General features: G+C 56.7%; 27 protein-coding genes. 22 read left to right on the top strand and 5 right to left on the bottom strand.

Going from position 1 to position 24,868, the window contains the following annotated elements:
* Window positions 1–50: 50 nt before the first annotated feature.
* The 3 genes from Q3H59_RS10900 (at window position 51) to Q3H59_RS10890 (ending at window position 1,714) form a co-directional block, all read left to right on the top strand.
* A complete protein-coding gene (locus Q3H59_RS10900) occupies window positions 51–596 on the top strand; it encodes a helix-turn-helix domain-containing protein (protein WP_280172779.1) in 546 nt (181 codons plus the stop codon).
* 120 nt (window positions 597–716) lie between these two features.
* Window positions 717–1,142: a MarR family winged helix-turn-helix transcriptional regulator gene (locus tag Q3H59_RS10895; protein ID WP_192233724.1), complete on the top strand. Its 426-nt coding sequence runs from the start codon at window positions 717–719 to the stop codon at window positions 1,140–1,142.
* Window positions 1,143–1,159: 17 nt separating this feature from the next.
* The gene (locus tag Q3H59_RS10890) at window positions 1,160–1,714 is read left to right on the top strand and encodes an isochorismatase family protein (RefSeq protein ID WP_280172780.1); all 555 of its coding nucleotides are present in this window, start codon (window positions 1,160–1,162) and stop codon (window positions 1,712–1,714) included.
* Between the two features lie 61 nt (window positions 1,715–1,775).
* On the opposite strand, the gene Q3H59_RS10885 is transcribed toward Q3H59_RS10890, so the two are convergent.
* From Q3H59_RS10885 to pqqU, 3 genes are all read right to left on the bottom strand, one after another.
* Complete coding sequence (locus Q3H59_RS10885) at window positions 1,776–2,201, bottom strand: type II toxin-antitoxin system VapC family toxin (protein WP_280172781.1); 426 nt, start codon at window positions 2,199–2,201, stop codon at window positions 1,776–1,778.
* Window positions 2,201–2,452, bottom strand: a complete 252-nt coding sequence (locus Q3H59_RS10880) for a type II toxin-antitoxin system prevent-host-death family antitoxin (RefSeq protein WP_101764487.1) — start codon at window positions 2,450–2,452, stop codon at window positions 2,201–2,203. The genes Q3H59_RS10885 and Q3H59_RS10880 overlap by 1 nt, the downstream gene beginning before the upstream one ends.
* A gap of 133 nt (window positions 2,453–2,585) precedes the next feature.
* On the bottom strand, window positions 2,586–4,697 hold the full coding sequence (gene pqqU, locus Q3H59_RS10875) for a TonB-dependent receptor PqqU (protein WP_271459840.1): 2,112 nt from the start codon (window positions 4,695–4,697) through the stop codon (window positions 2,586–2,588).
* Window positions 4,698–4,826: 129 nt separating this feature from the next.
* On the opposite strand from pqqU, the gene Q3H59_RS10870 reads away from it, so the two are divergent.
* Both Q3H59_RS10870 and Q3H59_RS10865 read left to right on the top strand, forming a co-directional pair.
* Window positions 4,827–5,780, top strand: coding sequence for an NAD(P)-dependent oxidoreductase (locus Q3H59_RS10870; RefSeq protein ID WP_309834778.1), 954 nt, complete (start codon window positions 4,827–4,829; stop codon window positions 5,778–5,780).
* Between the two features lies 1 nt (window position 5,781).
* Window positions 5,782–6,564 carry a helix-turn-helix transcriptional regulator gene (locus Q3H59_RS10865; RefSeq protein WP_309834777.1) on the top strand — a complete coding sequence of 261 codons (783 nt, stop codon included), beginning with the start codon at window positions 5,782–5,784 and terminating at the stop codon, window positions 6,562–6,564.
* Here Q3H59_RS10865 and leuA read toward each other — a convergent pair.
* Window positions 6,515–8,200, bottom strand: a complete 1,686-nt coding sequence (leuA, locus tag Q3H59_RS10860) for a 2-isopropylmalate synthase (protein ID WP_309834775.1) — start codon at window positions 8,198–8,200, stop codon at window positions 6,515–6,517. The genes Q3H59_RS10865 and leuA overlap by 50 nt on opposite strands.
* Before the next feature lie 322 nt (window positions 8,201–8,522).
* Between leuA and Q3H59_RS10855 the strand changes: the two genes are divergently transcribed.
* The 8 genes from Q3H59_RS10855 to pqqF all read left to right on the top strand — a co-directional run bounded on the left by Q3H59_RS10855 (window position 8,523) and on the right by pqqF (window position 16,240).
* Entirely contained in the window at window positions 8,523–9,455 is a 933-nt protein-coding gene (locus Q3H59_RS10855) for an ABC transporter substrate-binding protein (RefSeq protein ID WP_309834774.1), read from the top strand.
* Window positions 9,456–9,533: 78 nt separating this feature from the next.
* Window positions 9,534–10,559, top strand: coding sequence for a dipeptidase (locus tag Q3H59_RS10850; protein WP_280172785.1), 1,026 nt, complete (start codon window positions 9,534–9,536; stop codon window positions 10,557–10,559).
* A 148-nt stretch (window positions 10,560–10,707) separates the two neighbouring features.
* On the top strand, window positions 10,708–10,779 hold the full coding sequence (gene pqqA / locus Q3H59_RS10845; protein ID WP_002905689.1) for a pyrroloquinoline quinone precursor peptide PqqA: 72 nt from the start codon (window positions 10,708–10,710) through the stop codon (window positions 10,777–10,779).
* Between the two features lie 55 nt (window positions 10,780–10,834).
* Window positions 10,835–11,761: a pyrroloquinoline quinone biosynthesis protein PqqB gene (gene pqqB / locus Q3H59_RS10840; RefSeq protein WP_192411898.1), complete on the top strand. Its 927-nt coding sequence runs from the start codon at window positions 10,835–10,837 to the stop codon at window positions 11,759–11,761.
* The gene (gene pqqC / locus Q3H59_RS10835; protein WP_101764483.1) at window positions 11,758–12,513 is read left to right on the top strand and encodes a pyrroloquinoline-quinone synthase PqqC; all 756 of its coding nucleotides are present in this window, start codon (window positions 11,758–11,760) and stop codon (window positions 12,511–12,513) included. The genes pqqB and pqqC overlap by 4 nt, the downstream gene beginning before the upstream one ends.
* A gap of 4 nt (window positions 12,514–12,517) precedes the next feature.
* On the top strand, window positions 12,518–12,796 hold the full coding sequence (pqqD, locus tag Q3H59_RS10830) for a pyrroloquinoline quinone biosynthesis peptide chaperone PqqD (protein WP_061720121.1): 279 nt from the start codon (window positions 12,518–12,520) through the stop codon (window positions 12,794–12,796).
* Window positions 12,783–13,922, top strand: a complete 1,140-nt coding sequence (gene pqqE, locus Q3H59_RS10825) for a pyrroloquinoline quinone biosynthesis protein PqqE (protein WP_101764482.1) — start codon at window positions 12,783–12,785, stop codon at window positions 13,920–13,922. Before pqqD ends, pqqE begins: the two co-directional genes overlap by 14 nt.
* Window positions 13,922–16,240, top strand: a complete 2,319-nt coding sequence (gene pqqF / locus Q3H59_RS10820; protein ID WP_309834770.1) for a pyrroloquinoline quinone biosynthesis protein PqqF — start codon at window positions 13,922–13,924, stop codon at window positions 16,238–16,240. The genes pqqE and pqqF overlap by 1 nt, the downstream gene beginning before the upstream one ends.
* Window positions 16,241–16,337: 97 nt before the next feature.
* Here pqqF and dld read toward each other — a convergent pair whose 3' ends face one another.
* Entirely contained in the window at window positions 16,338–18,038 is a 1,701-nt protein-coding gene (gene dld / locus Q3H59_RS10815; protein ID WP_309834768.1) for a D-lactate dehydrogenase, read from the bottom strand.
* Between the two features lie 434 nt (window positions 18,039–18,472).
* Here dld and Q3H59_RS10810 point away from each other — a divergent pair, with 434 nt between their 5' ends.
* The 9 genes from Q3H59_RS10810 (at window position 18,473) to Q3H59_RS10770 (ending at window position 24,833) form a co-directional block, all read left to right on the top strand.
* Entirely contained in the window at window positions 18,473–19,453 is a 981-nt protein-coding gene (locus Q3H59_RS10810) for a 6-phosphofructokinase (RefSeq protein ID WP_222233501.1), read from the top strand.
* A 10-nt stretch (window positions 19,454–19,463) separates the two neighbouring features.
* Entirely contained in the window at window positions 19,464–19,778 is a 315-nt protein-coding gene (locus tag Q3H59_RS10805) for a PTS sugar transporter subunit IIB (RefSeq protein ID WP_008110086.1), read from the top strand.
* Window positions 19,771–21,144, top strand: a complete 1,374-nt coding sequence (locus Q3H59_RS10800) for a PTS sugar transporter subunit IIC (protein ID WP_008110085.1) — start codon at window positions 19,771–19,773, stop codon at window positions 21,142–21,144. The genes Q3H59_RS10805 and Q3H59_RS10800 overlap by 8 nt, the downstream gene beginning before the upstream one ends.
* Window positions 21,131–21,973, top strand: coding sequence for a class II fructose-bisphosphate aldolase (locus Q3H59_RS10795; RefSeq protein ID WP_101764478.1), 843 nt, complete (start codon window positions 21,131–21,133; stop codon window positions 21,971–21,973). The genes Q3H59_RS10800 and Q3H59_RS10795 overlap by 14 nt, the downstream gene beginning before the upstream one ends.
* Window positions 21,974–22,035: 62 nt before the next feature.
* A complete protein-coding gene (locus Q3H59_RS10790; RefSeq protein ID WP_222210468.1) occupies window positions 22,036–22,305 on the top strand; it encodes a hypothetical protein in 270 nt (89 codons plus the stop codon).
* Between the two features lie 9 nt (window positions 22,306–22,314).
* Window positions 22,315–22,752, top strand: a complete 438-nt coding sequence (locus Q3H59_RS10785; RefSeq protein ID WP_091003163.1) for a PTS sugar transporter subunit IIA — start codon at window positions 22,315–22,317, stop codon at window positions 22,750–22,752.
* Window positions 22,749–23,333: an AAA family ATPase gene (locus Q3H59_RS10780; RefSeq protein ID WP_192411893.1), complete on the top strand. Its 585-nt coding sequence runs from the start codon at window positions 22,749–22,751 to the stop codon at window positions 23,331–23,333. Before Q3H59_RS10785 ends, Q3H59_RS10780 begins: the two co-directional genes overlap by 4 nt.
* 124 nt (window positions 23,334–23,457) lie before the next feature.
* Window positions 23,458–24,252, top strand: coding sequence for an SDR family NAD(P)-dependent oxidoreductase (locus tag Q3H59_RS10775; protein ID WP_192411979.1), 795 nt, complete (start codon window positions 23,458–23,460; stop codon window positions 24,250–24,252).
* Between the two features lie 224 nt (window positions 24,253–24,476).
* On the top strand, window positions 24,477–24,833 hold the full coding sequence (locus tag Q3H59_RS10770; protein WP_101764474.1) for a hypothetical protein: 357 nt from the start codon (window positions 24,477–24,479) through the stop codon (window positions 24,831–24,833).
* Window positions 24,834–24,868: the final 35 nt, after the last annotated feature.

The raw sequence follows: 24,868 nt of genomic DNA, 5'->3' as shown, positions 1-24,868 counted from the left end.
CGTTATAGCGCACAAGTGCTACACTGCGCGCGAGCTTTTCGGGAGAACACATGGAAAATTTGCATCAACATTTGAGTCTGGCGCTGAAACAGTTGCGTCAGGCCAACGGCTGGAGCCTGACGCTGGCAGCGGATCGCACCGGCGTGAGCAAAGCGATGCTCGGCCAGATCGAGCGCGGCGAATCGAGCCCCACGGTGGCGACGCTGTGGAAAATTGCCACTGGCTTTAACGTGCCGTTTTCCTTCTTTGTGCAGGGCAGCGATCAACCGCCGGGCAGCGTGGCGACCTTCAGCGAGCCCAACGCGCAGATGCAGGTTAAGCCGCTGCTGCCGTACGATGCCAGACTGCGTTTTGATTTGCTGGAAGTGACGCTGGCGGGTGGCGCGCAGAGTGATTCATCAGCGCATGAAAGCGGGGTGATTGAGCAGGTTGTGGTGCTGGAAGGCGAATTGTTGCTGGGCGTGGAAGGCACATGGCGTCGCTTGCTTTCGGGCCAGGCCAGCCAGTTCGCCGCCGACACGCCGCACAGCTACCGCAATCCTCTCAGCACGCCGCTGCGTTTCCACAGTTTGATTCATTATCTGCAGCGCGCCTAGGATCGCCATGCATGGCGACTACCTAACAATCCAGCACAATTACAAATTGATACGAAGGTAAACTACCCAGTTTGCCTTCGTATTTATATACTCGCGGCTCATCAGTAAGGAGAAGGTGCCATGAGCGACCTCAACAGCGCGGCGGCGTTACTGCGCAGCATCAATGGCAAACTGGCGCGTCGCCTGCGTGAATCGGCGCCGCCGGGCGATCTCACCTGGCCGCAGGTGTCGGTACTCGGCTATCTGGTGCGCGATGGCGCGATGACGGTAACAGAATTGGCTACGCTGGAAGGGGTGCGCACTCAGTCGATGGGCGCCACCGTGGCGAGCCTGCAGACGCTGGGTATGGTGCAGGGCGCAGCCGATCCGCTGGATGGCCGCAAAACCCGCTATCAACCCACCGATGCCTGCCTGAAACTGATTGCTGCCAACCGCGCACAACGTGATGACTGGCTGCTCAACAGCATCGCAACGCAACTGAGCCCGCAGGAACAGCACACGCTGCTGGCCGCGCTTCCCTTACTGCAACGACTTGCCGACCAATAATCCTGAGAGGACTCAACATGGCTTTAACTACCCTTGACGACAACACCGCGCTGATTGTGATTGACCTGCAAAACGGCATTGTTGCGCTGCCGGTCGCACCGTTAGAGGCGCATGAAGTGATTGAGCGCTCAGCGCGTCTGGCCGATGCATTCCGTGGGCAAAAGCGCCCGGTGGTGCTGGTCAACGTTGCGGGCGGCGCGCCTGGCCGTAATGAGCAGCCGAAACACGCTGGCGATTTGCCAGCCGATTGGGCGACGTTGGTGCCGGACCTGGCGCAGCAGCGCGGCGACATCATCGTTACCAAAAAAACCTGGGGCGCATTCCACAACACGGATCTGCACGAGCAGCTGCAGCAGCGCGGCATCACACAAGTGGTGATTTGCGGCATCGCCACCAGCATCGGCGTGGAATCCACGGCGCGTCAGGCGTATGAGCTGGGTTACAACGTCACGTTGGCAACCGACGCCATGACCTGCCTGAATGCCGAAACGCATAAAAACAGCGTCGAGCGCATTTTCCCGCGCCTGGGCGAAACCGGCACTACCGAAGATGTGCTGGCGTTGTTGAAGTAAGGATCATCGTAGGGTGCGCATTCATGCGCACCTGGCTTGCAGGACGCCATGAATGGCGAGCCTACCGTTCCTGCCATGGATTCAGCAACATCACGCCAGTGGTATCAAAATCCCGTACGTTACGCGTGACCAGAATCAGCTCGTGATGAATCGCTGTCGCCGCGATCAGCGCATCGGTATGTGGGCGTTCATCAGGAATATGCAGCTGAGCGCAAAGGCGGGCCACGCCGCTATCAATAGAGAGTGTGCGCCAGGCAAATTCTGTCAGAACCTGCTCTTGATACCAGCGCTGTAAATGATGAGCTTGCTGAGGGTCTTTACGGGCGAACTTAAGGATACCTTTTTCAATTTCCATCAGCGTTAATGCTGAAATAAACATCTCTTCAGCATCAATGCTTTTAGCCCAGGCAATCACCTGAGGATTGGCTTTAGGCGTCCCTGCCTTACGTAATTCTGAAATAACATTGGTATCCAGCAAATAGCGCATTAGAACTCCACATCCCTGTTGATTATGGTCGCACGTTCTGGCTCAAAATCGATATCTACGCCGTCCGGCATGGCGAGTGAATCTACGATGCTTCGGTTTGAACCCGTGAGTTTTTTATACGCTTCAAATGTCAGTAAAACATGTGCAGGATTGCCACGGTCAGTAATATAAACCGGGCCTTCCTCGGCGGCTTTCTTGGCCCGGGATACCTCCTGATTAAAAGCTCGACTGCTGATTCTCGTCACTGTCATCACGACCTCCATGATATGTAGAGATGTTGCTACATAACTATAAAGCAATATGCCGTGCTGGACAATATTCAACCAATAAAAAGCCCCGCAAGCGGCTTGCAGGGCTTTAATATCATCTATCCAACGCGTTTATTTACTGAAACGCATAACTCACCGTCAGACCCACGCTGTAATTGCGACCCGGCGCCGGTTCGTAATAGCGACCGTTGCTTTCATTCACGATAACTGAACCGATGTAGTTGCGGTCAAACAGGTTATCGACGCGGCCAAATAGATCCAACGTCCAGTTCTGCACCAGCCACTTATAACCGCTGTTCACGCCGACCACGGTGTATGACGGCGCTTTCACGTCATTCTCATCATCCGCCGCGATATCGCTCAGGTAGCGCACATCGGTTCCGGCATACCAGCCTTGATCGGGCGCGTAAGCCAGTCCGGCGTAAGCCATGTTACGGGCAATGCCGGGAATGCGGTTGCCGTCGCAGCTTTCGGTGCCGCAGGCGTTAGAGCGGTAGCGGGCATCCAGCAAGGTCCATGCGGCTTTGAAGCGCCAGCTCTCGCCGAATTGCTGGTCGAGGCCCAGCTCCAATCCACGACGGCGGGTTTCACCGGCGTTTTTGTAGCTGGTGCGGCCTTCAAAGCTGCTGTCAGAAACGATCTCGTTTTTGGTGTCAGTCTGGAAAATCGCCGCCGTTAACAGTCCGTTGCCGATGCGTTTTTTACTGCCCAGTTCAACCGTTTCGCTGGTGGCAGGTTGCAGGTTGAGATTCAGCCCGGCCTGATCGGCGGCGCGATAGGACAACTCATTCAGCGTCGGCGTTTCGAAGCCGCGACCAGCAGAAACGTAGGCGTTCCAGCTGTTATCAATGGCGTAATTCAGCGCAGCGGCAGGCAACCAGCGGTGATAGCGACGATTGCCGCTGTCATCGGGATCGCTGTCGGTGACGTAATAGTCATTGGAGTCGAAATTCACCGTGCTGAAACGCACGCCGGCATCCAGTGACAGTTTATCGGTTAGCTGCCACGCGGTTTGCAGATAAGGATCGAGGTTCCACATCAGGTTGCGTTCATTACGACGCATCTCGCCCTGTACGCCCAACTCGTCGCCGTTAAAGTTTTGATAACCTTTACGCTTCTCAGTCATGGTTTCATAGTCGAGCCCGCCAGTGAAGGTTACCGGAATGGTGAACAGCGCGTCGCGGTGCGTCCAGCGGGTATCAATGCCCTGATAATGACGCGACAAAGCGATCACGCCGCCGGGATAACCTGCGCGCAGCTGGGTGGCTTTAGGAATGGATTGATACTGCGTGGTTTCACGTTCACCCGCGTACATCATCACGCTCAGGTCATCGTTCTCACTCATCTGGCGCTGATAGTGCAGGCCCGCTTGCGTCTGATCGACGGTTTTACGCGCGTCGTACAAGCTCACGTTGCTGGCGACCTGGCGGGGATTATTTTTCCACTGCTCAGCGGTCAAACCGCCCGGGTCCTGCGCTTCAACGTGCACGCTGTTGAACAACAGCGTCAGGGTGCTGACATCGTCGATGCGCACGCCGAGTTTGGCGTTGCCGAGGTTTTTCTGCGCCGAGCTGTGATCGCGGAAGCCGTGCGTGGTAAAGCGCGAGGCGGAAACCGTGTAGTTGACGTCGCCGGCTTGCGTACCGTCGCCGGTTGCGCCGCTGGCTTTAACGCTGTTGCGCCAGCTGCCGTAACTGCCGTACCAGCTGCTGGCTTCCAGCGTGGTGGGTTGCTGTCCGGTTTCGGTTTCAACGTTAATCACGCCGCCCGATGAGTTGCCGTACAGCGCCGAGAAGGGGCCGCGCAGCACGTCGATGTGATCGATGGAACCGATATCGATGTTGGAAGTTTGTCCCTGGCCGTCGGGCATGGTGGCGGGGATCCCGTCGACGTACATACGAATGCCGCGCAGGCCAAAGGTGGAACGCGAACCAAAACCGCGCACCGAAATCTGCAGGTCCTGCGCATAGTTCTGGCGGTTTTGAATTTGCAAACCGGGCACGCTGCTGAGGTTTTCTGACAAATTGACGCGCGGTGCCGCGTGGCGCATATCGTCGCCGGACACCACACTAACTGCCGCTGGCGTATCCAGTTCAGACAGTCCGGATGCGGACGGCGCCGCGCTCACCACCATGGTGTTGCTGGCCGCGTTTGCCGCCAGCGCCGAGACCGGTAACATCGCAGGCAGCATCAGCAGCGAAGCCTGTCGCAGTAAAGCTATTTTCATTATGAAAGACCGTAAAAAGGGCGTGGAATGTACCGAATGGAACATTAATGGCACGTATGTTAATCGTTTTATCATTTGTTTGAAAAGCGTAAATAGTATGACGGATTATTCATCATTGCGGCGTTGAAAATGTTTTTTCATCGCATCTCTGGCCTGGCTGCGACAGGGAAATTCTGTCAGTCTGGCGGTTTTGTCTTAAGGCACAAAAGAGAGGGAATGATGAGTCAACAACCTGTGGTCGCGGTACTGGGATTGGGCGCGATGGGGCATGCATTTGCCGCTAACCTGTTGAAAAAAGGCTTCACGGTGTGCGGCTGGAACCGCACGCGTGCCAAAGGCGAAGATCTGCTGGATGCAGGTATCACGCTGGCCGACAGCGCTGCGCAAGCGGTGAGTGGCGCGGATGTGGTGATCGCCATGCTGGCCGACGGCGATACCACGCGTCAGGCGCTGAACGACGCCAGCTCCGCGCTCAAGCAGGGCGCGACAATTTGCCAGATGGGCACCATCGGCGTGGCCGCCACCGATCAACTGATTGCGGAATTCAAAAGCACGCGTCCGGACGTGGTGTTTATCGATGCACCGGTTTCCGGCACCAAAGCGCCAGCAGAGAATGCGCAAATCCTGGTGATGGCCAGCGGCGATCAGAGCAACGCGCAGGCCGCCGAGCAGGTGTTCGCCGCGATCGGTAAAGGCACGCAATGGCTGGGCGAGGCGGGCGCCAGTTCGCGCATGAAGCTGGTGGTGAATAGCTGGCTGATTGGTCTGATGCAGAGCCTGGCGGAAAGTACGCGTCTGGCGGAAGAGTTTGGTTTCAGCACTGACGATCTGTGGAAAGTGCTGGATGGCGGTCCGCTGGCGGCACCGTACGCCAAAATGAAACTCGGCATGATTGCCAGCGGCGATTTCACCCCGCAAATGCATCTGGTGTGGGCGCTGAAAGACGCCAAACTGGCGCTGGATGCGGCGGGCGATAGCAAACTGCCGGCGCTGGAAAACATTGTGGATGTCTGGCAGCAAGCGGTAGATGCCGGTTACGGCGAGCAGGATCTGGCGGCGGTTTATCAATATCTGAAACGCTAACATGAGTGCGCGGCTCAACTTCGACTTCGCCTATCGTCCGCTGGTGCCCTATGCGCACGATTATGCGCATGGCGACGCGGAGCCGTGGCATCACCACGCTTGCGCCCAGCTGATCCACACGCTGAGCGGCGTGGTGAAAGTGGAAACGCAGCACGGCAGCTGGATTGTGCCGCCGAGTCGCGGCGTCTGGCTGCCGGCGGGAACGCGTCACGCGCTGCACATTGTTGGCGCGGTGGCCGCGCGCACGCTATTTGTGGATCCGCTGGCGCGCGCCGATCTGCCCGCCAGTTGTCAGGTGGTGCAGATTTCGCCGCTGCTGCGCGAGTTGATTGTCAGCGCGCTGGCGCTGCCGGAGCAGTACGCTTCCGGCAGCCGCGCCGAGCGGATTTACGAGCTGATCCTCGATGAGATCCGCGTGATGGATGTGCTGCCGTTTGGTCTGCCGCTGCCGGAAAGCGAGCGGCTGCTGAGTTTGTGCCAGCAGATCCAGCAAGCGCCCGGGGAAAACTGGACGCTGGCCCGCGCGGCTACGCAACTGTGCGTGGCCGAACGCACACTGGCGCGCCATTTCAGCCGCGAAACCGGGTTACAATTCAGCGACTGGGTGCGCCGCGCGCGACTGAGCGTGGCGTTGACCCGCTTAGCGCAGGGCGATAGCGTGCTGACGGTGGCGCTCGATCTCGGTTATGACAGCCCGAGCGCCTTCAGCGCGATGTTTCGCCGCGTGCTCGGCGTCACGCCAGCGAACTACTTTCCTGCGGCAGAAAAGCGTGCGCTGCGTTGAGCAGCGCCTGCAGTGAAGCGCGCGCCACATCATTATCAATGCCCACGCCCCACGCGCGTTCACCGCGTGCATTAATGCAGCTGATGTAGGTCACCGAACGACTGTCGCTGCGTTTGCCCAGCGTGTGTTCGTGATAATCCTCAATGGTGATGATTACGTCATAGCGCTGACGCAGCGCGGCAACGGCGGCTGAGAGCAAGCCGTTGCCTTTACCTTCCAGCATCAACTGCTTCGCGCCCTGTTGCAGCCGCGCCTTGAGGCGCGTTTCGCCTTTATCGTCGCTGTGACTTTCCGCTTCCAGCAAACAACGCGCGGGCTGGGTTAAGCCGTAATGCTGGCAAAACAGCTGCCACAGCGCGTGATGGGTCATCTCCTGACCGTGCTGGTCAGTTTGCTGCTGCACCAGACGGCTGAAATCCTGCTGCAAGCCGCGCGGCAGTTGCAGACCGTGATTCTGCTCCAATAGCCAGGCGGCGCCGCCCTTACCCGATTGACTGTTAACGCGGATCACCGCTTCGTAGCTGCAGCCGATATCCAGCGGATCGAGCGGCAGATACGGCATCTGCCAGATTGCTTCTTCACGCTCAGCGCGGGCGGCAAAGCCTTTGCGTATTGCATCCTGATGCGAACCGGAGAAGGCGGTAAACACCAGTTCACCGGCATACGGATGACGCGGATGCACTGGCAGCTGGTTGCAGCGCGTCACCACTTCCAGCACCTGCTGGATATCGCTGAAATCGAGCTGCGGCGCGATGCCCTGAGTGTAGAGATTGAGCGCCAGCGTAACGATATCGACGTTGCCGGTGCGCTCGCCGTTGCCAAACAAACAGCCTTCCACGCGATCGGCACCCGCCAGCAGCGCCAGCTCGGCGCAGGCGATGCCGGTACCGCGATCGTTATGCGGATGCACGCTGATCGACACCTGCGATCGCTGGCTGAAGTGGCGACAGAAAACCTCAATCTGATCGGCATAGACGTTCGGCGTGTTCACTTCGACGGTCACGGGTAGGTTGATGATCATTGGACGCGCCGGGCCCGGTTGCCAAATCGCCGCCACCGCTTCGCAAATCTCCAGCGCAAACTCCGGTTCGGTAAAGCAGAAGGTTTCTGGCGAATACTCGAAGGTCCACGCGGTATCCTTTTGCGCTTCGCAACCGGCGCGAATTTGACGCGCACCGGCGCAGGCCAGTTCGATAATCTCGGCTTTGCTCTGGCGGAACACGCGCTCGCGGAACAGCGGCGCGGTGGCGTTGTAGAGATGAATAATGGCGTTCGGCGCGCCACGCAGCGCGTCGAAGGTGCGATCAATCAGATCGCTGCGCGCCTGGGTCAACACCTGAATCGCCACATCGTCTGGAATGTGCTTCTGCTCAATCAGCAAACGGACAAAATCAAAATCGGTCTGCGATGCCGCCGGAAAGGCCACCTCAATCTCCTTAAAGCCACAGCGCAGCAGCAGTTGCCAGAACTCCAGCTTGCGCGCGCTGTCCATTGGTGTCGCCAGCGCCTGATTGCCGTCGCGTAAGTCGGTAGAGAGCCAGCGCGGTGCCTGCGTCAGTTGGCGCGAGGGCCACTGACGATCGGGTAAGTCGATAACCGGAAACGGGCGGTATTTTGTAGCGGGTTGCGTGAGCATAACGATCTCCTTGTAATGTGGCGTTCAGTCTCGCCCAGCATCGCGCGGCGCGGCTCGCGCATTGCTGACAACCACTCGCGCAAAAGTGACAACCGGGTTCAGACTCTTGCGCGCACACTCTGTAGCGGCGCGATTAATCGCGCATTTTTCAGGCGACACCGCGCTCCTCCCGACATTGCGCAATAAATTGCGCGGCTACGATAATTGCGGTGATTGCATGCATAGTCTTTATGCGCCACGCGGCATATCTCATGCGAAATCGGCATCGGTCATTTGGCGCGCGCGGGTTAGGCTGGGGTTTTGCGCGATGGGATAAAATACAATGAAAAGAGCAGCTTTGGCACTATTAATCGTGACAGCCAGCGGTGCGGCGACGGCAGAAACCGTGACGCTGCGCATTGCCGATCAAAAGGGAAATATGCACGCCGAAATGGAAGCGGCTCAGCAGTTGAGCAACCTCAATTATAAAATCGAATGGGCCGAGTTCCCGGCGGCGGCTCCGCTGGCGGAAGCGCTAAATGCCGGTGCGGTGGATGCCGGTATTATCGGCGATGCGCCGCTGCTGTTCTCGCTGGCGGCCGGTTCGCAGGTGAAAGCGGTGGCGGTGAGCAAATCGGTGCCCGAAGGATTGGCGGTGCTGGTCAGCCCGGATTCGCCCATCAAAACCGTTGCTGAGCTAAAGGGCAAAAGCATCGCTACCGGACGCGGATCGATTGGTCACTTTGAGGCGCTCAAAGCGCTGGAGCAGGCGGGCGTCAGCGATAAAGAGGTTAACTGGCGCTTCTTAACGCCGGCGGATGCGCGCATCGCGCTGGCAAACGGTTCGGTGGATGCCTGGTCAACGTGGGATCCTTATACCGCGCTGGCGGAAGTGACCCACACCGGACGCGTGCTGGTGAACGGCGTTGGCCTGTCCAGTGGCAACAGCTTCCTCGCCGCCACCGACGCCGCGCTAAACGATGAAGCCAAACGCGCGGCGCTGCAGGATTACGTCAATCGCTTAGCCGCCGCCGATCGCTGGGCCAACAGCCATGTCGATGAGTACTCCACCACGCTGGCAAAAATCATCGGTTTCCCGAAAGAGGCGGCGGCGAAATCCTTCTCACGTCGCAAATCGCACTGGCAAAGCATTGATGATGCCACCATCGCCCAGCAGCAGGAGACCGCCGATTTCTACCAGAAATACGGTTTGATCCAGCAGCATCTTGATGTGAAACCAACTTTTTATCACGGCTTAAAGGTTGCGCAGAACTAACCCTTTGTGCGCCCGCATTTGGCGAAACAGCAGCGCGCGCGTAGCATGGCGCCATGTTGTTTCGTCAAAGAACCCCTCATGTTGCTAAAAACCTTCGACGGTCATAACGACCTGCTTCTCAATCTGTGGCTGCATCATCGCGAGGATCCGGCGCAGGCCTTTTTTCACGGCATCGAAAAGGGCCATCTGGATTTTCCGCGCATGCAGCAGGGCGGTTTTGCCGGTGGGCTGTTCGCGATGTTCGTGCCGCCAGCGCGCTATGTCAAAGAGGTCGCGCCGCAGCGAGCGGAGGAAAATCTCGATCCACTGACGATTCTCTGGCAGCAACTCGACATCCTGAAAACGCTGGCGGCGCAATCTGACGGGCGGGCGCGGTTATGTCTTAACACCGCCGATATTGCCGCCTGTCGCGCTGACGGCGTGCTGGCGCTGGTGGCGCATATTGAGGGCGCGGACGGGTTTGATGGCGAGGGTGAAGCGCTTGATGCGTTTTACCTGGCGGGCGTGCGCAGCATCGGGCCGTTCTGGAATCTGCCCAATCGCTTTGGCGAAGGTGTCAGCGGATCATTCCCCAACTCACCGGACAGCGGGCCAGGTTTGACCGAACAAGGTGAGCAGCTGATCGCCGCTGCCAATCGCCATCGCATGCTGATCGATATGTCGCACATGAACGAGAAAGCCTTTTGGGACACCGCGCGCCTGTCAACCGCGCCACTGGTGGCGACGCACTCCAATGCGCACGCGCTCTGCGCGCAGCCACGCAATCTGACCGACGATCAGCTGCGCGCCATCCGCGACAGCGGCGGCGTGGTGGGCGTGAATTTTGGCAACGCTTTTCTGCGCAGCGACGGAAAACGCGACAGCGACACCGCATTGATCGAAATTGTTAAACATGTTGAGCACCTGATCGCGATAATGGGCCGCGATCATGTGGCGCTGGGCTCCGATTTTGATGGCATCAGCGTGCCTGAGGCGCTGAAAGACGTGAGCGGATTACCGCATCTTTATGCGTTGTTGCGTTCGTTCGACTACGATCAAACAGCACTTGAGCAGCTCGCATGGGGCAACTGGCAGCGCGTGTTGCAACAAATTTGGCAGGATTAGCACCATTCCCTTACCGAATCAGGGTTGATCTGCTCGCTACATTGGCGCAACATCTGCGCGCGTACGGATTGCGATGTGATCTAAGTCACAGCCGCAATCCTCTTCAGCAGAGATCTCTCTGCGTTTTTGTTTTATGAGGAAGACCATTATGTGGAAAAAACCTGCGTTTATTGACCTGCGTCTGGGCCTGGAAGTGACTCTGTACATCTCCAACCGCTAAGACTTCTGCCCGCCGTTCGTGCGGGCATTTTGTTTTCTCTCTTTGGTCAACGTTCATGTTTATTAAAGTCCTCGGTTCAGCGGCGGGCGGCGGCTTCCCGCAGTGGAACTGTAACTGCGCCAATTGCAGCGGCCTGCGCAACGGCAGCATTCAGGCGCAGGCGCGCACGCAATCTTCGATCATTGTCAGCGACAACGGTGAAGATTGGGTGCTGTGCAACGCTTCGCCGGACATCAGCCAGCAAATCGCCCACACGCCAGAACTGATCAAAAAGGGTGTGCTGCGCGGCACGGCGATTGGTAGCATCATTCTCACCGACAGCCAAATCGATCACACCACCGGCTTGCTGAGCCTGCGCGAAGGCTGTCCGCATCAGGTGTGGTGCACGCCGGAAGTGCATGGCGATCTCACCAGCGGTTTCCCGATTTTCACCATGTTGCAGCACTGGAATGGCGGTCTGCAGCATCATGCATTAACGCCGCTGGAGCCGTTCCGCGTCGATGTCTGCCACCGTTTGCAGTTCACCGCGATTCCGATTCTCAGCAACGCGCCGCCGTATTCGCCGTATCGCGATCGCCCGCTGCCGGGCCACAACGTGGCGCTGTTCATTGAAAACACCGCCAACGGCCAAACGCTGCTCTACGCGCCGGGACTCGGCGAGCCGGATGCGGTGATCATGCCGTGGCTGCAAAAAGCCGATTGCCTGCTGATTGATGGCACGGTGTGGCAGGACGACGAGCTGCTCGCCACCGGCGTTGGCAAAAATACCGGCAAAGCGATGGGCCACTTAGCGCTGGCCGAAGAACAAGGTTTGATGGCGTTGCTGGCTGCGCTGCCGGCCAAACGCAAGATTTTGATTCACATTAACAACACCAATCCGATCCTTAATGAGCAATCGCCGCAGCGCGCCTATTTGACGCAGCAGGGCATTGAAGTGAGTTGGGATGGCATGGCGATTCATCTGCAGGAGTTTGCATCGTGATCATCACTGAAGCATTATCGCCCGCCGCGTTTGAGCAGGCGCTGCGCGATAAAGGCGCGTTCTACCACATTCATCACCCGTATCACATTGCCATGCACAATGGCGAGGCGACGCGCGAGCAGATTCAGGGCTGGGTGGCGAACCGCTTCTACTATCAAACCAATATTCCCCTAAAAGATGCGGCGATCATGGCGAATTGCCCGGACGCGGCGACGCGGCGTAAATGGGTGCAGCGCATCCTCGATCACGACGGCAGCAACGGTCACGAGGGCGGGATTGAAGCCTGGCTGCAGTTGGGTGAGGCGGTGGGGCTGGAACGTGACGTGTTGCTGTCAGAGAAGCTGGTGCTGCCGGGCGTGCGTTTTGCGGTGGACGCCTACGTGAACTTCGCGCGCCGTGCTAACTGGCAGGAAGCGGCCTGTAGCTCGCTCACCGAGCTGTTTGCGCCGCAGATTCATCAGTCGCGTCTCGACAGCTGGCCGCAGCACTATCCGTGGATCAAAGAGGAAGGCTATTTCTACTTCCGCAGCCGTTTGAGCCAGGCGAACCGCGATGTGGAGCATGGGCTGGCGCTGGCGCTTGAGGTGTTTACCCGCGCCGAGCAGCAGAACCGCATGCTGGAGATCCTGCAGTTTAAACTCGATATTCTCTGGACCATGCTCGATGCCATGACCATGGCGTATGCGCTGCAACGTCCGCCTTATCATACGGTCACCGATCAGGTGTCCTGGCACAGCACAAGACTGGTATAACAACATGAAAGATAATGTGATTCCGGCTTTCCGTCGCGGCTACCGCATGCAGTGGGAAGCGGCGCAGGATAGCCATGTGGTGCTCTATCCGGAAGGCATGGCCAAATTGAACGAGACCGCCGTGGCGATCCTCGAACTGGTGGATGGCAAACAGGATGTGGCGGCGATCGTTGCCACGCTGGATGCGCGTTTTCCGGACGCGGGCGGTGTCGGCGACGACGTCAAAGAGTTCCTGCAATCCGCCATCGAACAAAAATGGATACAGTGTCGTGAACCCGAGTAAAAGCGTGACGCCACCGCTGTGGCTGCTGGCAGAACTGACCTATCGCTGCCCGCTGCAGTGTCCGTATTGCTCCAATCCGCTGGATTTTTCCCAGCAGGAGAAAGAGCTGACCACCGAACAGTGGATTGAGGTGTTTCGTCAGGCGCGCGCCATGGGCAGCGTGCAGCTCGGTTTTTCCGGCGGCGAACCGCTAACCCGTAAGGACCTGCCGGAACTGATTCGCGCCGCGCGCGATCTCGGTTTCTACACCAACCTGATCACCTCCGGCATCGGCCTGACGGCGAAAAAACTCGACGCCTTTGCCGACGCCGGACTCGATCATATCCAGATCAGTTTCCAGGCCAGCGATGAAACGCTGAACGCGGCGCTGGCCGGGTCAAAAAAGGCCTTCCAGCAGAAGCTGGAGATGGCGAAAGCGGTGAAAGCGCACGGCTATCCGATGGTGCTGAATTTCGTGCTGCATCGCCATAACATCGACCAGATCGACAAAATCATCGATCTCTGTATCGAACTGGAAGCCGACGATGTCGAGCTGGCGACTTGCCAATTCTATGGCTGGGCGCAGCTCAATCGTGAAGGATTACTGCCGACGCGCGAGCAGATCGCCAACGCCGAAGCGGTGGTGGCCGATTATCGTCAGCGCATGGGCGCCAGCGGCAATCTCACCAATCTGCTGTTCGTGACGCCGGATTACTACGAAGAGCGGCCGAAACCCTGCATGGGCGGATGGGGATCGATCTTCCTCAGCGTCACGCCTGACGGCACCGCGTTGCCGTGCCACAGCGCGCGTCAGCTGCCGGTTGCGTTCCCGTCGGTGCTGGAGCGCACGCTGGACGATATCTGGTACAACTCGTTTGGTTTTAACCGCTATCGCGGCTTTGACTGGATGCCGGAACCCTGTCGCTCCTGCGATGAAAAAGAGAAAGACTTTGGCGGCTGTCGCTGTCAGGCCTTTATGCTGACCGGCGATGCCGATAACACCGATCCGGTGTGCAGCAAATCGCCGCATCACGGCAAGATCCTCGAAGCACGGCGCGAAGCCAACTGCAGCGACATCAAAATCCAGCAGCTGCAATTCCGCAATCGCAGCAACTCCGAACTGATCTTTAAGCAGCGCGTCACCTGATGCACGCGCGCCAGCTCACGCTCGCCAACGGCCTGCGCTGCCATCTTTATCATCAGCCCGACGCGCGTGAGGCGGCGGCGCTGATGCGCGTGCAGGCCGGCAGTCTGGATGAAGCGGATCGCTGGCCGGGTTTGGCACATCTGCTGGAACATCTGCTGTTTTGCGGCAGCGAAGCTTTTCGCGACGACGACCGCCTGATGCCGTGGCTGCAGCAGCAGGGCGGCCAGGTGAACGCCACCACGCAGTTAAGCCGCAGCGCCTATTTCTTTCAGCTCCCGGCTGCAGAGCTCTCAGCGGGCGTGCAGCGGCTGTGTGACATGTTGGCGGCACCGTTGCTGACAGCGCAGGCCATTCAGCAGGAAGCGGCGGTGATTGAGGCTGAGTATCAACTGCTGCAAAACCATGCCGACACGCTGAGTGAAGCTGCCGTGCTGGATAAGTTGCCGGAACGTTTCCAGCGCTTCCGAGTCGGCAGTCGGCAGGCTTTTGGTGACAATGTCACGGCGTTGCAGTTCGCACTACGCGATTTCCATAGCCGCTTGTATTGCGCTGAAAACATGGAACTTTGGCTGCAAGGCCCGCAATCACTGGATGAGCTCGAACAGCTGGCGGCACGCTTCGGCGGCAGTTTGTTGGCGGGTGGTGAACGCGCTGCGGCTGTTGAAGCTACGCTGTTGCAAGGCGATCGTTTACTGCTATCAGGCGGTGAAGAAAATTTCTGGCTGACGATGTTGGTCGCGGGCGATGAGCAGACTGTGCGTGACAATGTCACCTTATTAACAGCATTCTGGCAGGACGAAGCGCCCGGCAGCTTGCTGGCGCAGTTGCGCGTTGAGGCGTTATGCGAAACCTTTGACGCGCATTGGTTATGGCAAGATGAGCAGCAAGCGTTACTGGCGCTGCGCTTTAGCGCCAGGCGCATTTCCCTGGCGCAGGCGCAACAGATTGAGCAACGCGTTTGGCAGCATCTGGCTGCGTTAGCTGAATGTAATGCGATTCAGCTGCAGCACTACGCACAGCTCGCGCAGGAAGATTTCGCGACCTTGTCGCCGCTGGAACAGTTGCGCGGCCGGGCGTTGGGCTTCGCGCCGGGTTGCGCGCTGCCAGACAACTTCACGGATTTTGCCGCAGCGTTGCCAGATTGTCCGCGCACGCGTCTGCTCACGCAGCAACAGATTGACGGCGCACCGCATCACACGCAGGGCTTTACCTTGCAACTGGCCGAGTGGCTGCCGCCGTCGTTGGCTGCGACCAAACCCGCAGCGTTTCACTTCTATCCTGCTTCAGCCGCTGTTCCGCTCCCTCGTCTCTCGCCCGTGGCGCAGCCGTTGCCGCTGATTGCACCGGTAAAACAGGTTGAAACGCTGCTGCTGCGTCCGGCGTTTTATCAGACCTTGAGTGAGGAAGACGCGCAGTCGCGGCAGCGCCAGTTACGCCCGTTGCTGGCGGAATTGCGCCACGCGGGTGGCAACGGCAGCTGGCAACAGACGCATGCCAGCTGGCAGCTGCTGCTCAATTTGCCTGCATCCGCCGATCGCGCGTTGTTTAGCGTGCATCAGGCATTACTGGCGCTGAACACGCCGATGCTGGCGCAACCCGCAGCGAATACCCCTTCGATTGTGATTCGTCAATTGCTCGCCGCGTTGCCCACTCGCTTGATCAAGCCATTACCCGCGCCACAATGGCTGGCGGCATGGTGCGGCACCAATACCGCATTAAGCCAGCGCGTGGCGCATCTGCTCAGCGATTTTACGCCGGATCTGGCGCGCGACACGCCGCCGGCACGACTGCAACACGGCATCGTGCCCATCGCCTGCGACGGGCGCGATCAGGCGCTGCTGCTGTTTATGCCGTTACCGCAGGCCGACGATGCCAGCCTGGCCGCTTTACGCGTGCTGGCGCTGATGCTGGAAACGCGCTTCTTCCAGCGGTTGCGCGTGGATCAGCAAATTGGCTATGTGGTGTCGGCGCGCTATCAGCGGGTGGCGGATGTGGATGGCTTGATGCTGGCGCTGCAATCACCGGATATCTCCTGGCGCGCGCTGCTGGGTCACTGCAAACGCTTTATGCGTGAGATGGTCTCCGAGATCGCGGCAATCTCGCCGCAAAAGCTGGCGGCATGGCAGGCAAGCTTAATGACGCAATGCGCAAGCAAAGACAATGGCGAGGCCGCACTCGAAACCCTGCGCCAGCAGCACGGCCTGGCCACTCTCAATCGCGCGGCTATTCAGGCACTGACGCTGCAGCAGCTTGAGCAACTGCATCAGCGTCTGCTGCGCGAACGGCATCGCTGGTTGATTTTGGTCAATCAAAGCTGAAAGATTCAACCGAAACGTACGTGAAATCATTCGTCATTACGTAGGGTCGCTATTTATGGTGACCGAGTGCGCATGAATGCGCACTCTACGTGCGATGCTACATCTCCCGCCAAAACTTCTTCTTACTGGTTTTACCAATCCCTGGATTACAGCTGTTGGTGGGATCAAGCTGTTTCCAGTGCGCGACATGCTCACACGACGCCTGATAAAGGTGCCCAACATTGTGCTCGGCGGGATACTTCGCGCCGCGCTGTTCCAGATACCGTTTCACCTCTTCCTTAAACACTTTCGCGTCGTAGCCGGATTTCAGCACGTAATCCTGATGATTGACGAAGCAGAAGAAGTGCCCGCAACACGAATCAACCTGTACCTGCGCCGCCAGATGATCGGGCAGCGTCAAACGCCACGCGTCATCATTGCGACGCAGCGCCACGTCGAAGGCCACCAGCCGCTCGTTGGGGTTATAGCCCAGCGCGTCGCAGTAGGAAATGGTGCAGCCGCCCACGCCGAAACGCACTAAAAACGCATCCGCCGCTTCACGCGTATTGCAGCGGAAAAAGCCGCCTTGCTGCTCAGCAAAGAACTGCTGTAACAAGCGCTGTAATTCGGCGGTTTGCGGCGACTCTACTTTGATCATCAGATGATGTTGATACTCGCTGCGGTAATCCATGATGCGCGGCGCGATAAAGCTCGGCGTCAATTGGTTGAAGAATTGCAGCACCCGATCAACAAAATTGCGCGGCAGGAATTTCAGGTGGCTGACGTGCACATCCCATTTGGCTTTATTGGCCATCATCTGCGGAATGGCCTGCGGGCCCAGTTTGCGAATCGCCAGATACATATGCTTGGCGTAGCGCACGGTTAAATCGAAGGCGTTGCGATGAATATATTCCGCCTGCAGCGGCAGTTCGCTCATTTCGGTTAGCAGGAAACGGCGCAGCGCCACCAGCACGTTCTCATCGTTAGTGCCGATGTAGAAGGTGTCGCTGCCGGCGCTGGCTTCGAAGGTGGGCAAACGTACAGCGAAAACCATCACTTTACCGGCGCTGCCCGAGCTGTCGTGCAAGTAGCGCAGATCGCCATTGAAGCGTGCTGGGGAATCCGCGGTCACATCTCGTAAGCGGTCGGCGTAGTCATCGGCCCAGATTTTACCCTGCCAATCGGCTTGCTCGCCGGTGTGATACTGCTGCTGCGCCAGGTTTTCAAGCATCACTTCTGGCGTGTCGCCCAACTCGATGCCGAGATGATTAACCATCTCCAGACGACCATCCTCATGAATACGGGCGAACAGGGATTTTTCGGTAAACGCGGGGCCGCGCCGAATCAGCGAGCCGCCGGAATTATTACAGATCCCGCCGACCACCGACGCGCCGATGCAGGATGATCCAATCACCGAGTGCGGCTCTCGACCGAGCGGCTGTAAGGTGTGCTCCAGTTCAGTCAAGGTGGTGCCGGGGAAGGCGATCACCTGGCGCGCCTGATCGATCACCTGCACGCCTTTGAGCTGGCGGGTGCTGATGATCACGATATCGCGGTCGTAATCATTGCCGTCAGGCGTTGAGCCGCCGGTGACGCCGGTATTTGACGCCTGCATCAACACAATCACATCGTGCGCCACGCACACCTGCAGTGTTTGCCACAGCTGCAACAAGGTTTGCGGTAACGCCACCGCCAGCGCGTCACCGCGCCCGACGCGGAACCCCTTTATGTACCAGGCTTTATCATCCGCATGGGTTAATAACTGTTTGTCACCCACCACCGCGGCCAACTTAAGCAAAATATCCTTCTGCATGCTCATTTTTCTCTTCTTTATTCTTTATCTGCCACGGTATTGGACAAGCGCAGCTGCACTGAGTCAATCATTCACTGGCCCTGACGCGTAAATAACGCACGGAATCATTATCCCTTTTTACTTTACGGAATAACCGGCAGGAACCGATAAAAATGCGCGGGAAATCACAAAATAGATCGAAATAAAAATCGCCAAGGGCGCGTTTATTTGGCTTGCTGATTTTACTGCGCAAAACAAATATAAACCTATGATTTTATTTGTTATTAAGGTTTTAAGGTGAAAAATGCCATGTGATTTATATCACAAAAATAAGCCTTTGTTGGATGCTGTCAATTATCTCACTCGGGAAATTCATCGCAAAAGTGTGACATTCGTTGCAAATAACAATGCGGTTAATCGGAAGAATGAATTCCAGACGCACAGCATAAAGGATGATGACAATGAGAATTGGCATGGTGATCAGCGGTGGCGATGTCACCGGGATTAATAACTTTGTGTATCAAATATCGCGCTTAACACAAGCGGAAATGGTGTTATTTAATGGTGGTATTCCAGGTTTGCTGGAAAACAATCACCAGGAAATATCCCAACGTGATTTAGTGGATTACGCCATCGCCGCTATTCCGGTGATGCAATCGGGACGAACCAGCAAGAAATTAATTCGCCCGGAATATGAGATGATCGCCAAACACCTTAAATCGCTGCGCATCGATGTATTAATTATGGCGGGCGGAGATGGTTCATTACAATTCCTGCATACGCTGAGCGAATTTGGTGTCAACTGTTTTGGCGTCGGCATGACCATCGATAACGATGTCTTTGGCAGTGATTACAGCATCGGTTTCTCCACCGCCTGTGAGCAGGTGTTAAAAGAGGTGGCGAAGTTACGTAATACCGGCCGCGCCTTAACCGGTCGTGTATTTATGGTGGAGCTGCTGGGCGGTTATTGCGGTGAATTAACCTTGCAGTCAGCGATCAAATCCAATGCCGATTTCGCGCTGATCCCGGAATGCCAGATTGCACCGCAGGAGCTGGCGGAGCGCATCACGCAGCGGCTGGCGGCGCAGAACAGCGTGATAATTTTGTGCTCGGAAGGCTATACCCGTGAATATTCGCCGGGCTTTCAGGGTGCTATCGATACCTTAATTAAACAAATTGAACCGTTAATTGGTGTGCGTATTCGTAAAACGATTATCGGTTATGGCCTGCGTAATGGCGATCCTACCTGTGAAGAGATTTATCAGGGCACCATTATGGCCAGTGAAGTCGCGCGTTGTATTCAGTCGGGAATGCGCAATAAAGCGGTGATTATTAATGGCAGTAATCGACCGATTCCGATTGATTTAATAAGCATGAAAAAACGCCTGGTCGATACGGAAGGGCATCATTATAAACTCGCTAAACAACTGCAAATTCTGTGAGGAAATAGCCATGCTGAAAATATTATGTGTCTGTGGATGTGGTTTGGGTTCAAGCTTTGCGATTGAAATGAGCGCCAAGTCAGTATTAAAGAAACTCGAAATTGATGCTGATATTGATCACACCACCATTTCTGAAGCCAACGCCTTTAAATCCGACATGATTTTAACCCAGAAAGCCTTTGCTGATGTGTTAAATGCCGATGCCAGCCCGGAACAGATCAAGCGGGTGATTATTCTCAATAAGCTGACCGACAAAGCAGAAATTGAAGAGAAAATCGTGGCGTTTATGAAAGAACGTAACTTAAAGGTTGCTAATCATGAATAGTGTCATCGACTTCCTGGTAAAAGACTTATTGGGGCAGGCATCGATACTGATCGCCTTTATTGCCCTGATTGGTCTGCTACTGCAAAAAAAATCGGCGGGCAAGGTGGTGGAAGGCACCTTTAAAACTCTGCTCGGTTTCTTAATTATGATGGCCGGTATCAACATTATTGTCGGTACGCTGACCTTCCTGAACACCATTTTCACCCACGGCTTTGGCATGCAGGGTTATATCACCGACGTTGCCGCCATTGCCGGGTTAGCAAACCGCGAGCTGGGTTCAGAAGTGGCGCTGACGCTGTTGGTGATCTTTATCGTCAACATCATCATTGCGCGTCTGACACCGTTCAAATACATCTTCCTTACCGGACAGGCACTGCTGTGGATGGCGACCATCGGTGCGGTGATTGGCTATAAAGCGGGGCTGACAGGTTTACCTCTGATCCTTACCGGCGGCATTTTTGGCGGCATTATGGCGGTGGTGATGCCTGCACTGGCCCAACCGGTGGTGCGCCGCATCACCGATTCTGACGACGTGGCGCTCGGGCACTTCTGCACCATTGGCTATCTGCTGACGGCGGCGGTGGCAAAGGTGGTGGGCAAAGGGTCACGCTCCACCGAAGATCTCAAACTGCCCGATAACTTTAAATTCCTGCAGGACACCTATCTGTCGATGGCGGTGGTGATGGTGCCGATGTACCTGATCCCTGCGGTCGCCGCCGGTCCGGAATTTATCGGCCAGTACAGCAACGGCATGAACTACCTGATGTACGCCTTTATGCAGTCGATTCAGTTCGTGTGCGGTGTGTTCGTGCTGTATAGCGGCGTGCGTCTGTTGCTGAATGAACTGGTGCCGGCTTTCCGTGGTATCGCCATGCGTCTGGTGCCGGATGCAAAACCGGCGCTCGACTGCCCAGTGATGTTCCCGTACGCCCCGAACGCGGTGATCGTCGGCTTCCTCGCCACCACGCTGGGTTCGGTGGTTGGCATGCTGGTGTTCCCGATGTTTGGTCTGGCGATGATTCTGCCAGGATTGCTGACTAACTTCTTTGCCGGTGGCACCGCAGGCGTGTTCGGTAATGCGCTCGGTGGGCGTCGCGGCGCAATGATTGGCGGTTTCGTGCACGGTCTGTTCATTACCTTCCTGCCGGCGATTCTGGTGCCGATGCTGGAAAGCTACGGTTTTACCGGAGTCACCTTCAGTGATTCGGATGTCATCAGTACCGGCCTGGTGCTCGGCCATGCATTCCAGAATAACTGGCTGTTCGTCGCGCTGTTTATCGCCTTTATTACTCTCATCGCCTGGTTTGTTAACGGAAAATCCACCAAGTCTAAATCCCATGAGGAAAAGCTCCATGAAACTTTATAACTTTACCGATCTGTTACAGGTGGCTAAAGAACGTGAATTTAAAGCGCTCGGTTCCTTTAATTTGCACTGTCTGGAAATGTTGCCCGCCTTTTTTAAAGCAGCGGAGAAAACGAATAGCCCATTAATGATTCAGATCTCAACCGGAACCGCCAAATATCTCGGACATAAATTATTGGTGGATGCGATTCGCTCATTGTCTGAAAGCCGTAACGTGCCGACCTGTTTGCACCTCGATCACTGTTCGGATTTGGACGCTATCCAAACCGCGCTGGATGCGGGCTTCAGTTCAATTATGTATGACGGTTCACATTTACCGATTGAAGAGAACATCGCCAATACGCGCCGTGTTATTGATATGGCGCGCCCGCTGGCGGTTTCGGTTGAGGCGGAATTGGGCGCGATTGGCGGGTCGGAAGATGGCAAAGAGGTGGAAATGAACGATGCGGCGTTTACCACCGTCGATGAAGCCAAACGCTTTGTCGATGAAACCGGCGTCGATATGCTGGCGATCTCCATCGGCACGGTGCACGGCTTGTACACCGGTAAAGCCCATATTCAGCATCAGCGCCTGGCGGAAATTACCGATGCCACTAAAACGCCGCTGGTGCTGCACGGCGGTACCGGCGTCAGCGATGAAGATATGCGTCTTGCGGTGCGCAGCGGGATTGAGAAAGTCAACGTTGGCACCGAGATGAATGTGCAGTGGGTTGCGAACTGCAAGCAGACGTTTGAAAAGGGCAAGGTCAACGACAGCGTGCGTAATTTCCTTGTGCCGGCCAACGATGCCGTGACCAATGTGCTGGTAGAAAAGATTCAACTGTTCCGCTAATTCCGACTTACTCATGACGTAATAACCTGAGGTGCCCGGCGCCATTCGGGGCAGGAGATGCTATGTTTGGATTCTTGAAAAAGGGCTCTGATAATAAGAGCCAGGATTCACAGGAAATAGATCTTCAGGCTGAAACCATCAGCGGGAAAATAAGCGAACTGGAAAAACAGTTGGCCAATAATCCGCAGGCGACAGACACGCAAAAACAATTAATGCTGGAATATAATCGTGCATTAAATATCTTTGCCAAAAGTCGACACTATCGTCAGGAAATTGATCCGTTGTTTGTCAAAATTGATGAACTGCGTAACACCATTCGCAAATCGTTTTAAGGAGGCAGTATGAGTATTAAACAGCTGCTGCAGGAGGCAAGTGCGATTCAGGTGGGGATCAGCGCCAGGGATTGGCGCGAAGTGATCGCGCTGGCGGCGCTGCCGCTGGTGAACGGCGGTTACATCAAAGCCAGTTACCCGGAAGCGGTGATCGCTAACACGCTGGAGCATGGTGCCTATTACGTGTTTGAGGAGGGCATCGCCATTCCCCATGCGCGGCCGGAGACCGGCGTGCTGAAAGATTGTTTCAGCATGATTGTGCTGGATGAGCCGATCTCATTCGACGGCAGTGACAAAGCCGACATCGTGATTATGTTCGGTGCGCGTGACAGCAACGCCCACATTGAAGAGGGCATCCGCGCGATTGTTACGCTGCTGGAGGATGAGGAGACGTTGGTGCGCTTGCGCAACGCCAGCAGTGCCGCGGAGGTGATAGAAATCCTATGACAACCGACACTGAAGAGAAAATTGTCGTGCTGGTGAATGGCATTCCGGCTTCCGGCAAAAGCACGCTAACGCGCGCGCTGGCCGAGCAGTTCGGCTTTCCGGTGCTGACGCTGGATAGCCTGAAAGAGCCGTTTATGGCCAGCTTTGCGCCGGTGGATCGCCTGCGCAATCGCCAGTTAGGTTGTGCGGCGTATCAGGCGATCTGGCAAGTGGTGGCGCAAGCACCGACGCGTTGTATCTATGTCATCGATGCCTGGTTTGGCTTCCAGCCGAAAGAGGTGCTGCAGCAGGGATTGCAGCAGGCGGGCGTGACGCGGGTGCTGGAGCTGTGGCTGGCGATCACGCCGGATGAGGCGGTGACACGTTATCAGGCTCGTTTAACCGATCGCATGCCGGGACATCCGGGCGCGGAGTATCTGCCAGAACTGCGCAAGTTAGCAGAAACCGCCCAACCGATGGCGCTGGGTCCGGTGTTGCAGCTTAACGCACGCAATCCGGATCAGGCGGCAGCCTGCGCCTGGTTACAGCGTCAACTGCGGCTGCCGATCAGCGCTCAACCGGCTTTATCGGCCTCGGGCTAAATAATGTCGGCAGCAGGCTGAACGCACATCAGCCCTGTGGCCGACAGCACCATCGCATGATTCGTCAATGCATCTTCTCCTGTCTGAACCAGGCTTTGTGATTACGCTCACAGAGGAAAGCATGATGAATATCGATTTACACGGAAAAACAGCCTTAGTTACCGCATCAACTGGCGGTATCGGTTTTGCCATTGCACAAGGTCTGGCGGCCAGCGGGGCGGAAGTGGTGCTGAACGGGCGCAGTGAAGCCTCGGTGAGTCGTGCGCGCGAGAAGCTCAACGGATTAGTGGCGGGCGCCAAAATTCACACCTTTATCGCCGATCTCGGCAGTGCCCAGGGCGTTAAGCAACTGCTTAACGGCTTGCCGCCAATCGATATTCTGGTGAATAACGCCGGGATTTACGGTCCGCAGGATTTTTATGAAGTGGATGACGACACCTGGGACGCCTATTGGCAAACCAATGTGATGTCCGGCGTGCGCCTGTCGCGGGCTTTATTGCCGGAGATGGTGCAGCGTGGTTGGGGCCGCGTGGTGTTTATCTCCTCGGAATCAGCCTTGAACATTCCCGCCGATATGCTGCATTACGGCGTGAGTAAAACGGCGCAGCTATCGCTGGCGCGCGGTCTGGCAAAAGTGGTGGCGGGCAGCGGCGTGACGGTAAACACCGTGTTGCCCGGCCCAACGCTCTCTGATGGCTTTGCCGCGATGATGGAAGATGAGGTGAAGCGCACCGGTAAGCCGCTGGAAGAGCTGGCGAAAGAGTTTGTGATGGCGCAGCGGCCAAGTTCGGTGATTCAACGCGCCGCCACGGTGGAAGAGGTGGCGAATATGGTGGTGTATGTTTGCTCGAAACAGGCGTCGGCGACGTCCGGTGCCGCGCTGCGCGTCGATGGTGGCGTGGTGGATGATATTGTTTAACGCCGTGTAACGATAAAATTTTGATGGCCGCAATCATCGTAGCGGCGCCATATATTGCGTCGTGTTTAGATGGATAATATGCCTTCGTTTAGATGCGCGATAAATCGCGCCGCTACGATGCCGGATCTGCGTTGAGCACCACAAAGACAAAAGTTTACACAGCAAAGCTTGGTGTTTCTGCTGCAGATGCTTAAAATACCCGCACTTTTCTCTGAGGCTGCGGCATGACGATATCGCTATCACGCGCAAAATGGATTCTGGCACTGGTTTGTCTGGTGCTGGCGTTTTGTCTCGTCCAGCGCAGCTTCAATTTGCCTTCCGCACCTTTAGCGCAGGTCAGCGCGTCCGCGCACACCAACAGCAGTGATGATGCCAGCGGCAGCGAAAAACCCTGTGCGCTGAGCGCAAAATCGCTGAGTGCCGCCGCGCCAATCCTTGATACCGCATTGCCTTTCCTGCTGTTGCTGCTGGCACTGATCGCCACCTTCACACAAACCACCACTTGCGTCGGCTATCGCCGCGCACCGCTGTTTCCACCTCTGCGACGGCGGCATCTGACCTTTTGCGTCTTCCGGGAATAACACCTGCGCGTTACATCGCGTAAACCCTGTTATTC

Origin of the sequence: Pantoea sp. SORGH_AS_0659 (assembly GCF_031453915.1) — a bacterium.
GTDB classification, from domain to species: domain Bacteria; phylum Pseudomonadota; class Gammaproteobacteria; order Enterobacterales; family Enterobacteriaceae; genus Pantoea; species Pantoea leporis.
The sequence above is the reverse complement of the archived record's forward strand: the minus strand, read 5'-3'. Positions and strand labels throughout refer to the sequence as shown.

Excerpts from the sequence above, each read along its gene's own strand:
- Q3H59_RS10890 (WP_280172780.1), top strand. The coding sequence starts at position 1,160 with ATGGCTTTAACTACCCTTGACGACAACACCGCGCTGATTGTGATTGAC.
- Q3H59_RS10850 (WP_280172785.1), top strand. The coding sequence starts at position 9,534 with ATGTTGCTAAAAACCTTCGACGGTCATAACGACCTGCTTCTCAATCTG.
- pqqF (WP_309834770.1), top strand. The coding sequence starts at position 13,922 with ATGCACGCGCGCCAGCTCACGCTCGCCAACGGCCTGCGCTGCCATCTT.
- Q3H59_RS10900 (WP_280172779.1), top strand. The coding sequence starts at position 51 with ATGGAAAATTTGCATCAACATTTGAGTCTGGCGCTGAAACAGTTGCGT.
- dld (WP_309834768.1), bottom strand. The coding sequence starts at position 18,038 with ATGAGCATGCAGAAGGATATTTTGCTTAAGTTGGCCGCGGTGGTGGGT.
- Q3H59_RS10770 (WP_101764474.1), top strand. The coding sequence starts at position 24,477 with ATGACGATATCGCTATCACGCGCAAAATGGATTCTGGCACTGGTTTGT.
- Q3H59_RS10880 (WP_101764487.1), bottom strand. The coding sequence starts at position 2,452 with ATGACAGTGACGAGAATCAGCAGTCGAGCTTTTAATCAGGAGGTATCC.
- pqqD (WP_061720121.1), top strand. The coding sequence starts at position 12,518 with ATGAAAGATAATGTGATTCCGGCTTTCCGTCGCGGCTACCGCATGCAG.
- Q3H59_RS10805 (WP_008110086.1), top strand. The coding sequence starts at position 19,464 with ATGCTGAAAATATTATGTGTCTGTGGATGTGGTTTGGGTTCAAGCTTT.
- Q3H59_RS10865 (WP_309834777.1), top strand. The coding sequence starts at position 5,782 with ATGAGTGCGCGGCTCAACTTCGACTTCGCCTATCGTCCGCTGGTGCCC.
- leuA (WP_309834775.1), bottom strand. The coding sequence starts at position 8,200 with ATGCTCACGCAACCCGCTACAAAATACCGCCCGTTTCCGGTTATCGAC.
- Q3H59_RS10895 (WP_192233724.1), top strand. The coding sequence starts at position 717 with ATGAGCGACCTCAACAGCGCGGCGGCGTTACTGCGCAGCATCAATGGC.
- Q3H59_RS10855 (WP_309834774.1), top strand. The coding sequence starts at position 8,523 with ATGAAAAGAGCAGCTTTGGCACTATTAATCGTGACAGCCAGCGGTGCG.
- Q3H59_RS10870 (WP_309834778.1), top strand. The coding sequence starts at position 4,827 with ATGTTTTTTCATCGCATCTCTGGCCTGGCTGCGACAGGGAAATTCTGT.
- Q3H59_RS10885 (WP_280172781.1), bottom strand. The coding sequence starts at position 2,201 with ATGCGCTATTTGCTGGATACCAATGTTATTTCAGAATTACGTAAGGCA.
- Q3H59_RS10800 (WP_008110085.1), top strand. The coding sequence starts at position 19,771 with ATGAATAGTGTCATCGACTTCCTGGTAAAAGACTTATTGGGGCAGGCA.
- Q3H59_RS10780 (WP_192411893.1), top strand. The coding sequence starts at position 22,749 with ATGACAACCGACACTGAAGAGAAAATTGTCGTGCTGGTGAATGGCATT.
- Q3H59_RS10810 (WP_222233501.1), top strand. The coding sequence starts at position 18,473 with ATGAGAATTGGCATGGTGATCAGCGGTGGCGATGTCACCGGGATTAAT.
- Q3H59_RS10795 (WP_101764478.1), top strand. The coding sequence starts at position 21,131 with ATGAAACTTTATAACTTTACCGATCTGTTACAGGTGGCTAAAGAACGT.
- Q3H59_RS10785 (WP_091003163.1), top strand. The coding sequence starts at position 22,315 with ATGAGTATTAAACAGCTGCTGCAGGAGGCAAGTGCGATTCAGGTGGGG.
- pqqB (WP_192411898.1), top strand. The coding sequence starts at position 10,835 with ATGTTTATTAAAGTCCTCGGTTCAGCGGCGGGCGGCGGCTTCCCGCAG.
- Q3H59_RS10775 (WP_192411979.1), top strand. The coding sequence starts at position 23,458 with ATGAATATCGATTTACACGGAAAAACAGCCTTAGTTACCGCATCAACT.
- Q3H59_RS10790 (WP_222210468.1), top strand. The coding sequence starts at position 22,036 with ATGTTTGGATTCTTGAAAAAGGGCTCTGATAATAAGAGCCAGGATTCA.
- pqqU (WP_271459840.1), bottom strand. The coding sequence starts at position 4,697 with ATGAAAATAGCTTTACTGCGACAGGCTTCGCTGCTGATGCTGCCTGCG.